The organism is Pleomorphomonas carboxyditropha (assembly GCF_002770725.1).
Lineage (GTDB): Bacteria > Pseudomonadota > Alphaproteobacteria > Rhizobiales > Pleomorphomonadaceae > Pleomorphomonas > Pleomorphomonas carboxyditropha.
Window position 1 is genome coordinate 78843 of the sequence record NZ_NQVN01000003.1, and the last position, 10283, is coordinate 89125.

Consider the following 10283-nt stretch of genomic DNA (forward strand, 5'->3'; position numbering starts at 1 on the left):
CCATGCCCCAGTCCCAAGCCGTCGAAGTCTTGCTGCGGCCAGCGGTGGAGCTATACACCGTCGCGGTCTGTGCGGGCGCCGCGTTTCTGTGCCTGGTGGCCCCGTGGTCGCTCGCGCTGAGTCCCTTGCTGGGCCTGGGCAGCGCGCTCGCTTTCCTCACCTTCGGCGCGCTGCGCTTTCGCGACGCCTGGGCCATCCTGCGCTACCGGCGCAACATCCGGCGCCTGCCGCGCTACGTGATGACCAGCCGCGACGTGCCGGTCAGCCAGCAGCGGCTGTTCGTCGGCCGGGGCTTCCACTGGGACCAGCGTCACACGCACCGACTGATGCAGACGTATCGGTCGGAGTTCCGTCGCTACGTGGAGCCGACGGCAATCTATCGGATGGCACGGCGCATGGAAGAGCGCCTGGAGTTCGCGCCGTACCCGTTGTCCAAGATGGCGAAGGCCCTGGCCTGGGACAGCCCGCTGAACCCGGCGCGGCCGCTGCCGCCGGTGGGCGGCCTGCCGCGGCTGCACGGCATCGAGCCGCACGAGGTCGACGTCACCCTGCCGTTGGCCGAGCGCGTCGGCCACAGCTTGGTGTTAGGCACCACGCGCGTCGGCAAGACCCGCCTGGCCGAGCTGTTCATCACGCAGGACATCCGGCGCAAGGTCAATGGACAGCACGAGGTCGTGATCGTCTTCGATCCCAAGGGCGATGCGGATCTGTTGAAGCGCATGTACGTGGAGGCCAAGCGCGCCGGACGCGAAGGCGAGTTCTACGTTTTCCACCTGGGCTGGCCGGACATCAGCGCCCGCTACAACGCGGTGGGCCGCTTCGGACGCATCTCGGAAGTTGCCACGCGCATCGCCGGCCAGCTTTCCGGTGAAGGCAACAGCGCGGCGTTCCGCGAGTTCGCCTGGCGCTTCGTCAACATCATCGCGCGGGCGTTGGTCGAGCTGGGGCAGCGGCCCGACTACCTGCTGATCCAGCGCCATGTCATCAACATCGATGCGCTGTTCATCGAGTACGCCCAGCACTACTTCGCCCGGAACGAGCCCAAGGCCTGGGAGGTCATCGTCCAGCTCGAAGCCAAGCTGAACGACAAGAACATCCCGCGCAACATGATCGGCCGCGAGAAGCGCGTCGTCGCGCTGGAGCAGTACCTGTCGCAGGTGCGCATCTACGACCCTGTGCTCGACGGCCTGCGCAGCGCGGTGCGCTACGACAGGACGTACTTCGACAAGATCGTCGCATCGCTCCTACCGCTGCTGGAGAAGCTGACCACCGGCAAGATCGCGCAGTTGCTGGCGCCGAACTATTCGGACCTCGCCGACCCACGCCCGATCTTCGACTGGATGCAGATCATCAGGAAGCGGGCCGTGGTCTATGTCGGCCTCGATGCACTGTCGGACGCGGAAGTCGCGGCGGCGGTCGGCAATTCGATGTTCTCCGACCTCGTATCCGTCGCGGGTCACATCTACAAGTTCGGCATCGACGACGGCCTGCCGGGTGCCGCGACGGGCATCAAGGTGCCCATCAACGTCCATGCCGACGAGTTCAACGAACTCATGGGCGACGAGTTCATACCCATGGTCAACAAGGGCGGCGGCGCGGGCGTCCAGGTCACGGCCTACACGCAGACCCTCTCGGACATCGAGGCACGCATCGGCAACCGCGCGAAGGCGGGCCAGGTGGTGGGCAACTTCAACAACCTGTTCATGCTGCGCGTGCGCGAGACCGCCACGGCCGAACTGCTGACGCGGCAACTGCCCAAGGTCGAGGTCTACACGACGACGGTGATGAGCGGCGCCACCGACAGCTCGGACCCGACCGGCAACACCGCCTTCACCTCCAACACGCAGGACCGCATCAGCAGCAACAGCGTGCCGCTGATTGAACCGGCGCACGTGGTCGGGCTGCCCAAGGGCCAGTGCTTTGCACTGATCGAGGGCGGGCACCTCTGGAAGGTGCGCATGCCCTTGCCGGCGCCCGACCCCGACGAGGCCATGCCCAAGGATTTGCAGGAGCTGGCCGGCTACATGCGCCAGCACTACGTCGAGGCCGGCGATTGGTGGGACAACAATGGGCTTCCCGGACTGCAGGACCAAGCACTGCCCGACGACTTGCTCGCCGACTTCAAGCAGATGGCCAGCGCGGATGAAGGGGCCACGGCATGAGCGACCCCGCCGTCGCCGTCCAGCGCCAGCAGGTTCGCCAGCAGGGCCTGATCGCAGGCCTCATCACGCTGCCGTTCCGGCTGTTCGGGGTGTTGGCCGGTTCGCTGGTGCTGTGCATCGCGATCGAGTGCATCGGCATGCACTTCTTCTGGCCCGAGCAGGGCTGGCGCCATGCGCAGGGCATGCTGAACTACGAGCTGTCGCAGGTCTCGGAGCATTTCACGCAAAGCGTGCTGGTGCAGGAGCCGGGGCGCAGCGCCCTCCAGCTCGTCGAGTGGGCCTACCAAGGACTGTTCGTGAAAACGGGCCTGCTGGACTGGATACGCGACGCGGCGGCGCAATCGCGTGCCGGCGCGCGCAGCCAGGCGCAGGACTTCCGCTACTACATCGGTCAGCTCTACGTGCATGTCGAGAGCTACCTGATCGCCTCGGCGTACACAGTGCTGGTGTTCCTCGTGCGGCTGCTGGTGCTGGTCCTGACCTTGCCGCTGTTCCTGATGGCGGCCTTCACCGGCCTGGTGGACGGGCTCGTGCGCCGCGACGTGCGCGGCTTCGGCGCCGGCCGCGAATCGGGCTTCGTCTACCACCGGGCGAGAGCCAGCCTGATGCCGCTGGCGGTGCTGCCCTGGGTCACTTACCTCGCGCTGCCGGTCAGCGTGCATCCGCTGCTGATCCTGCTGCCCAGCGCGGCGCTGCTCGGCGTCGCGGTGTGCATCGCGTCGGCGACGTTCAAGAAGTATCTGTGAAAGCGGTTCAAGATAATCTCCGTCTCACTCTTCATGGCGACTCATCGACACCAAACATCTTTTGACCTTTGACACTGCATCCACCCTACATCTTCGAGGCCATGTGGCCACTCAGACACACGAACGCAAATGGCCTCAGCGGCGCCTGCTGCGTCCCGGCCACGGTAGCTGCCCAGTGAGTTCAGCCAAGCCACCGTCGTCCTCGACGCGTACACCGAAGCGGTTCACTTCGACCTCAGGTAAATCGTCGCTGTCGAACCAGAGCAGCGAGGTCGTGGTGTCAGTACGTGCGTAGTGCCTGGAGAGTTCCCAGAGATCGAGGCCCTTTTCCCAGTTGTCGAACCAGATGTCTTGTGCAACCTCATCTGTGTCGGCAGCACTGCTGCCTGAAGAACGGAGACGGTGAGCCACAGAGCCGACAGGAATGGCAGACCTGGGAGATATCCAAGCCCCAGCCTGTCGCAAACTGGTGGAGCGTGCCGCGTAGCGCACTGCACCGCGCTCCATGGTGACGAAGGCGCAAGGGATGTCGCTGAGGGAGGCGAACCGCGACGCAGCGGCGGGAAATGATGTGCTGAAAAGCGCCGCCATGCCCTGGATCAGCTCCAGCGAAGGTTCTTCCTTGGGCACAAGCGATAGCCATTGCTGATACGGCATCAGCAACTCGGCGGCGAAAGTGTCGCATGCGATTTCGTTCGGATGCCGCTTCGCATAGGACCAGGACGGCACCTCTTCGTGGCTCGATTCCAGCGCAAGGACGATATGCGCAATTTCGTGGCAGATGGTGAAGCGTTGGCGTTCTTCTGTCTCCAGCGAATTCACCGTGATCACGTGCTTGCCATTCGGCTTGGTGATCGTGTAGCCGGACTCCCCCTCACTAAGCTCCTCTTTCTTGACTTTGGCGTTGGCCGCGACCACATAGGGCGTCAGGTCTTCTCGGATGCCGGACACATCAACCTTCGCAACAAAGGCCCGTGCTTTCTGTGTGACATCCGCTTCATCCATATTCAGTCATCCTCGTCCTCGAATGCTCGCTGTATCCGGGCGATCAGTGTCGCGGGATCGGGCCTTGTATTTCCACGATGCCTCACGCCTGCTGCAGCCGAAAAGATGTCGATGCTGATGGAAGGATCGTTCAGCACGAATTCAACAAGGCGGGGATCGGCCTCCGCATGGTCGACAAGCCACATCACCAGCGCAGCATCTCTTTCACCTGGTTTGAGAACCTTCAGCAGCTTCTCGACTAAGTCCACTGACGGATTTGTCTTTTCGCCGGACTCCAGCCGGTGGACATAGGCATGGTCCACCGAAGACAGTTGACCGATTTCGCGCAATGAGAGGGTTCTGCGCTCGCGTAGCGTCTTGAGGGCGACGCCCAGGCCTGTTTGTGACATCCGTTCCGTTCCTTGTGGCTGCGGCGGACAACGGTGTGTGTCCGGTCCGAAGCAGTTGCGTTCTGCGGCACCAATCCCACCATTTGCAGCTTGGCACCAAGTCTGATACATTGTTGTCCAGCCAGACAACAGAAGTGAGTTCTACGACTGCAGCAAGTTGATTTGGCTTGACTCGCCCGTTGTCTGCAAGAGCAACGAATTTTGCTTCAACCGGTGGTCATTGGCAACCCGGCCGGCTGGCCGGGGTCTCGATGGTTCAACTTTAGGAAATTCGCCATGACAGGCAAAAATCAGCATGTAGTTCCTCACCAGGACGGTTGGGCCGTCAAGGGTGCCGGCAATCAACGGGCAACCTCCGTGCACGATACGCAGCAGCAGGCCATTGACGCGGCGCGGGACATCGCACGCAACCAGCAGTCCGAACTGGTCATCCACCGTCCGGACGGTCGCATCCGTGACAAGGACAGCCACGGTAACGACTCCTTCCCGCCGAAGGGCTGAGTGCCATGATGGGCGTGCCCACCTACCATGTGCTCGCCCTGTCTGGGGGCGGCTATCGCGGCTTGTACACAGCGACGGTTCTTGCCGAGCTTGAAGCCGTGCTAGGCCGCCCCATCGCTTCTCACTTCGACCTGATCTGCGGCACCTCTGCAGGCGGGATGCTGGCCTTGGGGCTGGCCGCGGAAATCCCCGCCATTGAACTCAAAGCCTTGTTCGAACGACAGGGCTCCCGCATCTTTGGTTGCCGAAGTCTCGCTCGGCGCCTTCTGGGCTTCTGGTTGACCGCCAAGCACGACTCCGCAGGGTTGCGGGGCGTGCTGACCGAGCGCTTTCAAGACGCCACGATCGGCAACTTGAAGCACCGCGTTCTCGTGCCAGCCGTCAACTACTCGACGGGGCGCGGCCAGTTCTTCAAAACGCCTCACCATCCCTCATTTGAGATGGACCACCGCATGAGGATCGTGGATGTGGCGTTGGCGACCGCCGCTGCGCCCGTTTACTTTCCGCTAGCGCGCAACGATCGTGGCGTCTTTGCGGATGGAGGACTGGTCGGCAATGCGCCAGGACTGTTCGGGCTGCACGAAGTCAATACGTTCCTCGCGCCGAAACAGAATGCACTGGTCCGGGTGCTGTCCATCGGCACGATGACGATCGGTGCAACCGTCCGTGGCGGCGCCAGCCTCGACCGCGGATTCGGCAAGTGGCGCGGAGGGCTGTTCGATCTGGTGATCTCTGCCCAGGAGTCGTCGGTGGACTACATGCTGCGCCAGTCGTTGGGTAGCAACTACTTCCAGATCGACGACAAGGCCACGCCCGATCAAAGCAAGGACGTAAAGGCGCTGGACCGGGTTTCCATCGGCGCCACGAATACGCTGAAGGACCGCGGCAATCATGCAGCGCAGCGCGCGCTTGGCGACCCTCTTTTCCAACCGTTTCGAGCGCACCAGGCCGGCGCACCCACCTTCTATCACGGCCCCAACAAGAATGTGCCGGAGGCCGAATGCTGAACCTGAGCCCGCTTTTCTTTACCACCGTCGATGACGAATCCTGCATGCATGACGAGCTGGATCTGTCGCCCGAGCAACGAGCCTGGATCGCCAGCGCCCGAAATGATGTCAGGAACTGCCTTCGCACCGGAATTCCGCGCGTGCTGCGCGAACGCGGGTACACGGACGACGTGCCGCAGCCACGCTTCTTCACGCAAGGATCGTGGGCGTACAAGACCTTGAACGGCCCGGCACAACGGCCCCAGCAGGCGGATGTCGATGATGGTTGCTATCTGCCGTTGAGTTTTGTCTCGCAGACGAAGCGTCCCAGCAGGGCCACAACGGTGTTCTTTGCAGCTGCTGAAGAAGCCTTGAGGCTGTTGGTCGAGGAGAAGCACTGGAAGCTTGTCACCGACAAGCCGACATGCATCCGGATTGTCATTGCGGCCTATGCCCACATCGACATTCCGTTGTACGCCATCCCCGACGAAGAATTCGTCACGCTCGCGAAAGCCTCGATGGAGCGATACGGCTATGACTCGCTGACGGAGGCGGTGAACATGGCAGAGCGGGATGCCTGGACGGCATTGCCCGCTGATAAAGTGCTCCTGGCTCACCGCGAGTGCAACTGGATGCCCTCCGACCCCAGGCCTGTGAAGGAATGGTTTTTGGGCGAGGTGGAGGCCAAGGGCGAACAGTTCCGCCGCGTGATTCGCTACTTGAAGGCGTTTCGCGATTGGCGGTGGTCGAGCGGTGGACCGGCTTCGATTCTGTTGATGGCCGCTGCGGCTCCGCTATTCGAGAAGCGGGATCGGCGCGACGACCTGGCGTTGCTGGATGTCGTCGCGGCATTGCCGGCCCGGCTGCGCGCGGGGGTGAACAACCCCGTTGATGAGTCGGAGTCGCTTACTGCACGCCTTGGTAAAGAGGGCGTCGAAGAGGCTGCGAAAGCGTTCGAAGCATTCGAAAAAGTGCTGCGCGGAGCCACCAACGCCGGCAGCCCTTCACAGGCCTGCGTCTGGATGCAAGGCGAATTCGGTCCGCGTTTTCCGAACGAGCCGGACCGGGTCAAGGTGGTATCCGTTGTCGCCACCATTGCCGCAGCGCCGGCTACGGCTGGTCCGAGCGAATTGGTCGGGCGCACGAAGGCCGGATGAGCAGCGTCGCCGTGGTCTCCGATGTGGTCGAAGCCTTCAGGCTGCAAGGCTTCGAGTTTGTCGGCAAGACGGACGACGGCTGGTTCAAACTGAGGGGGCCGTTGATCCCGTGCGGCGCGGACGATGGCATTCCATGTGAGGTTCAGCTCGACCCTACCTTCTTCGACCTGCCTCGCATTCGGCTGCTCGAAATTCCGCCTGAACTGCCCAATGCAGTTCCTCATCTTGGCGCGGAGGGCGGCCTTTGCTATCTGGCCAAGGGAACTGTCGTGCTGGACATCTACGATCCTGTAGGGCAGTCCTTGGCGTGCCTGCAACGGGCGGCAGCGGTGCTCGGGCAGATCTTGAAGGGCGAGATGATCGAAGATCTCGCCGAAGAGTTCTTTGCCTACTGGAACGGCTGGCTTTGTTTTGTGGACATGCAAGGCGAAGATCTGGGGCGACAAAACTGTATCGTTGCGCAAGCCAATGGGAATCCACTCTGGTTCATCACCGACAACGAAGATCGAACAACAAGAAAGTTGCATTCACTCGGCTACCAGGTCACTGATAAAACGGTGCTGACATACCGGGTCAAGACCACCGCGCAACCCCGCCCACTAACCAGCCACTGGCCCCCCGAAACGGTGGGGGACGTCTTGGCTTGGCAAAGCACCCTGGACCCACGGTGTCGGCGCAAGATTCACGAACGAATCAAGGAAGGGCAAAGCAAAAAAGCAAATGGCGTCCTGATCATCATCGAATCGCCACTGATGACCTACGGCTTTGCCGTGCTCTTTGACCACCAAGTGAGTCAAAAGACCAAGCTTGCTGATCGCAGGGATTCGAGTTTTGGGCTGAAGGTAATGCCCGTCTCAGTGATCAGGATCGATGACCGGTATCTGGCCCAGCGCAACATCCCCAAGTCGAAAACGTTGGCGGGGAAACGAATCGCACTTGTGGGTTGCGGCACGATCGGCGGATACCTCTCGGACATGCTGGTCAAGGCCGGGGCAGGATCATGCGGAGGGAAACTCACGCTGGTGGATTTTGATGGCCTCCTTCCACAGAACATCGGACGGCATCGGCTCGGCTTCCCGGACCTGTTGTCGAACAAGGCTGAGGCGATGGCGAAGGAACTCAAGCGCTTGTCGCCAGGCGTCGAGGTTCATGCGCTCCCCGTGGACGTGAGACAGGCCCAACTGGGAAAGCTGGACCTACTCATCGATGCCACCGGCGAAGAATCCCTCGGGCATTGGCTGTGCGGCCGCTACAGGGCTCCCACGCCCATGCTTTCTGTTTGGATCGAAGGGCCGGGAACGGCTGTGCGTGCGCTCCTGAGAACGAACGCATCGGGTGCGTGCTACCGATGCCTATGGCAGAGCCACAGAAGAGGCGAACTTCGCTCGACCATTGATGCTCTGCCTAACATCTTGGCAGGCCACGGGTGCGAGGGCTTGTATGTGCCATTTCCGGCTTCGGTGTCGGTGCAGGCAGCCAGCTTGGGTGCTGAGATGGCCCTTGATTGGGTCAAGGGCGTCCACTCTCCTGCATTGCGGACCCGGCTGATCGACCAGACCCATCATCTGGCCACGCCTGACTGCGATCCTCTGCGAGATCATGATTGCCCTCTATGCAATTCCTAGGGTCCTGGGCAACTGGCGACAAGAGCAGGTTGCTGCATTTTTCGACCCAGACGCTGGAGACATTCAGTCAGCATATCCAGGCTAGTGATGCCGACTGCGAAGCGGGCGGACTCTTGCTTGGTTCTGTACATGGAGCCCATTTGCTCATTGAGCAGGCGACGGTTCCTACCGCGTGGGACAAGCGGTTTCGCTATCTGTTCGAGCGGATGCCGTTTGGTCATGAGGCTATTGCGTTGTCGCGATGGACGGCGAGTCAGGGAACTGTCCGCTATTTAGGCGAATGGCATACCCACCCGGAAGACCATCCCCAGCCTTCTAGCCTTGACAGATCTGAATGGACTTTGTTGGCAGCGCAGCGTCGGGACAAGCGGCCAGTGCTCGCTGTCATCATCGGGCGTAGATCTCTGTATGCAGAGTTGGTGCCGAGATCAGGCGAAGGGTCGATATTCTTCCCCGTGGAGTAGAGCACTAGCGCAACAACCATCATCGTCTTGACTTGCACCTCCACTCAGACGGTAGTGCATTAAAGACGACGTCATCGGGGAAATTCCTTCCTCTGCAGCGGAGTTTGCCGCGGAAAGCGGTGGCTGGCCGGTTCCGATTGATTGCGGCGCCGGAAGACCGGCCGTTTGAGCATCGAGCCATCCGCATCCCTCGGAGAACGGCTCGATGGAAACCACTCGCAATCCCGCGCAGGTTCGGCGCTTCGCCGTCGAGGCACCCTGGGCCGTGCGTGTTGCCGCGCTGCTGCTTGCCGCTGCCGGATTGCAGCCCGCCATCGCCGCTGACGCCTCCGACAACGCTGCGGAGCGCGAGATGCTCGCCGCGGTAACGCGCCAGCTCGAACTGCTGGACCGCCTCGCCGAGCACGCCGCCACCACCGCGCCGCAGGAGCGCGCCCGCTACCACTTCGACTACGCGCGGCTGCGCGCCGACCTGGAGCGCGTGCGCACCGGCGTGCGCGACTACCTCGTTCCGCAACGCGCCCAGCCGCGTGATCCCGTGCCGCTGGCCGGTGACTACACGCGCAGTAACGCGGCGCCTGCGACGTCGCCCAAGGAGGCGCCGTCGTCATGACGCCTTCCGCCGATCAGGTCGCCGCCTTCACGGCCAACGGCGGCTTCGCGCCCGGGGCCGTCTCCACCGTCGTGCTCGGCTTCGTCTTCGCCATCCTGCTGCTGTGGGGCGTGTGGGCGATGCGCACTGCCTATGTCGGCTGGGCCGAGCACCACCTGACCCAACGCCAGTTCCTCGGCGTCATCGTGCGCTTCGTCGCGATGTACCTGGTGCTGGGCTTTTTCCTCCTGTCCTGACCCCATGAAAGGTACTTCGCCATGAACGCTCCCGCTACTTCTCGCCGTCCCACGTCGCGGCCCGCCGCGCGCATCGCCGCGCTGCTGATCCCGCTGGGCATCGCCGCCACGCCGCTGCCGTCGTTCGCCGACCTTCCCACGCTGGAAGACCCGTCGCGCGGCACCGGCAGCGGCATCATGCAGACGCTGCAAAACTACGGCTACGACATCGTGCTGCTGATCGCGCTGCTCGTCGTCGCCTCGATGTTCGTCGGCGTCTGCTACCACGCCTACACGCGCTACGCCGAGATCCACACCGGCCGCGCAACGTGGGGGCAGTTCGGGTTGACCGTCGCGGTGGGCGCGATCCTGCTGGTCGTCGGCATCTGGCTGCTGACCAAGGCTACCGGCGTCCTGTAA

12 protein-coding genes are annotated in these 10283 nt (G+C 62.5%); 10 read left to right on the forward strand and 2 right to left on the reverse strand.

Going from position 1 to position 10283, the window contains the following annotated elements; all coding sequences use genetic code 11:
- Positions 1-2: 2 nt before the first annotated feature.
- Both traD and CJ014_RS07520 read left to right on the forward strand, forming a co-directional pair.
- Positions 3-2162, forward strand: a complete 2160-nt coding sequence (traD, locus tag CJ014_RS07515; RefSeq protein ID WP_004265579.1) for a type IV conjugative transfer system coupling protein TraD — start codon at positions 3-5, stop codon at positions 2160-2162.
- On the forward strand, positions 2159-2908 hold the full coding sequence (locus CJ014_RS07520; protein ID WP_004265580.1) for a TIGR03747 family integrating conjugative element membrane protein: 750 nt from the start codon (positions 2159-2161) through the stop codon (positions 2906-2908). Before traD ends, CJ014_RS07520 begins: the two co-directional genes overlap by 4 nt.
- 135 nt (positions 2909-3043) lie before the next feature.
- On the opposite strand, the gene CJ014_RS07525 is transcribed toward CJ014_RS07520, so the two are convergent.
- Positions 3044-3913 carry an ImmA/IrrE family metallo-endopeptidase gene (locus CJ014_RS07525; protein ID WP_003454806.1) on the reverse strand — a complete coding sequence of 290 codons (870 nt, stop codon included), beginning with the start codon at positions 3911-3913 and terminating at the stop codon, positions 3044-3046.
- A gap of 2 nt (positions 3914-3915) precedes the next feature.
- Positions 3916-4302: a helix-turn-helix domain-containing protein gene (locus CJ014_RS07530; RefSeq protein WP_003454804.1), complete on the reverse strand. Its 387-nt coding sequence runs from the start codon at positions 4300-4302 to the stop codon at positions 3916-3918.
- Positions 4303-4578: 276 nt separating this feature from the next.
- Here CJ014_RS07530 and CJ014_RS07535 point away from each other — a divergent pair, with 276 nt between their 5' ends.
- The 8 genes from CJ014_RS07535 to CJ014_RS07570 all read left to right on the forward strand — a co-directional run bounded on the left by CJ014_RS07535 (position 4579) and on the right by CJ014_RS07570 (position 10283).
- Positions 4579-4803, forward strand: a complete 225-nt coding sequence (locus tag CJ014_RS07535; protein WP_003454802.1) for a DUF2188 domain-containing protein — start codon at positions 4579-4581, stop codon at positions 4801-4803.
- A 5-nt stretch (positions 4804-4808) separates the two neighbouring features.
- Positions 4809-5810: a CBASS cGAMP-activated phospholipase gene (locus CJ014_RS07540; protein ID WP_003454800.1), complete on the forward strand. Its 1002-nt coding sequence runs from the start codon at positions 4809-4811 to the stop codon at positions 5808-5810.
- Positions 5804-6946, forward strand: coding sequence for a CBASS cGAMP synthase (locus CJ014_RS07545; protein ID WP_003454798.1), 1143 nt, complete (start codon positions 5804-5806; stop codon positions 6944-6946). Before CJ014_RS07540 ends, CJ014_RS07545 begins: the two co-directional genes overlap by 7 nt.
- On the forward strand, positions 6943-8571 hold the full coding sequence (locus tag CJ014_RS07550; RefSeq protein WP_003454796.1) for a ThiF family adenylyltransferase: 1629 nt from the start codon (positions 6943-6945) through the stop codon (positions 8569-8571). The genes CJ014_RS07545 and CJ014_RS07550 overlap by 4 nt, the downstream gene beginning before the upstream one ends.
- Positions 8559-9035 carry a Mov34/MPN/PAD-1 family protein gene (locus CJ014_RS07555; RefSeq protein ID WP_003454794.1) on the forward strand — a complete coding sequence of 159 codons (477 nt, stop codon included), beginning with the start codon at positions 8559-8561 and terminating at the stop codon, positions 9033-9035. Before CJ014_RS07550 ends, CJ014_RS07555 begins: the two co-directional genes overlap by 13 nt.
- Positions 9036-9240: 205 nt before the next feature.
- Positions 9241-9648, forward strand: a complete 408-nt coding sequence (locus CJ014_RS07560) for an integrative conjugative element protein, RAQPRD family (protein ID WP_004265602.1) — start codon at positions 9241-9243, stop codon at positions 9646-9648.
- A complete protein-coding gene (locus CJ014_RS07565; RefSeq protein WP_003454790.1) occupies positions 9645-9884 on the forward strand; it encodes a TIGR03758 family integrating conjugative element protein in 240 nt (79 codons plus the stop codon). Before CJ014_RS07560 ends, CJ014_RS07565 begins: the two co-directional genes overlap by 4 nt.
- A gap of 21 nt (positions 9885-9905) precedes the next feature.
- Positions 9906-10283, forward strand: coding sequence for a TIGR03745 family integrating conjugative element membrane protein (locus CJ014_RS07570; protein ID WP_003454787.1), 378 nt, complete (start codon positions 9906-9908; stop codon positions 10281-10283).

What these genes read in the sequence shown, in the direction of transcription:
- CJ014_RS07525 (WP_003454806.1), bottom strand. Translation starts at nt 3,913, where the DNA reads ATGGATGAAGCGGATGTCACACAGAAAGCACGGGCCTTTGTTGCGAAG.
- CJ014_RS07520 (WP_004265580.1), top strand. Translation starts at nt 2,159, where the DNA reads ATGAGCGACCCCGCCGTCGCCGTCCAGCGCCAGCAGGTTCGCCAGCAG.
- traD (WP_004265579.1), top strand. Translation starts at nt 3, where the DNA reads ATGCCCCAGTCCCAAGCCGTCGAAGTCTTGCTGCGGCCAGCGGTGGAG.
- CJ014_RS07560 (WP_004265602.1), top strand. Translation starts at nt 9,241, where the DNA reads ATGGAAACCACTCGCAATCCCGCGCAGGTTCGGCGCTTCGCCGTCGAG.
- CJ014_RS07555 (WP_003454794.1), top strand. Translation starts at nt 8,559, where the DNA reads ATGCAATTCCTAGGGTCCTGGGCAACTGGCGACAAGAGCAGGTTGCTG.
- CJ014_RS07535 (WP_003454802.1), top strand. Translation starts at nt 4,579, where the DNA reads ATGACAGGCAAAAATCAGCATGTAGTTCCTCACCAGGACGGTTGGGCC.
- CJ014_RS07570 (WP_003454787.1), top strand. Translation starts at nt 9,906, where the DNA reads ATGAACGCTCCCGCTACTTCTCGCCGTCCCACGTCGCGGCCCGCCGCG.
- CJ014_RS07565 (WP_003454790.1), top strand. Translation starts at nt 9,645, where the DNA reads ATGACGCCTTCCGCCGATCAGGTCGCCGCCTTCACGGCCAACGGCGGC.
- CJ014_RS07530 (WP_003454804.1), bottom strand. Translation starts at nt 4,302, where the DNA reads ATGTCACAAACAGGCCTGGGCGTCGCCCTCAAGACGCTACGCGAGCGC.
- CJ014_RS07540 (WP_003454800.1), top strand. Translation starts at nt 4,809, where the DNA reads ATGATGGGCGTGCCCACCTACCATGTGCTCGCCCTGTCTGGGGGCGGC.
- CJ014_RS07550 (WP_003454796.1), top strand. Translation starts at nt 6,943, where the DNA reads ATGAGCAGCGTCGCCGTGGTCTCCGATGTGGTCGAAGCCTTCAGGCTG.
- CJ014_RS07545 (WP_003454798.1), top strand. Translation starts at nt 5,804, where the DNA reads ATGCTGAACCTGAGCCCGCTTTTCTTTACCACCGTCGATGACGAATCC.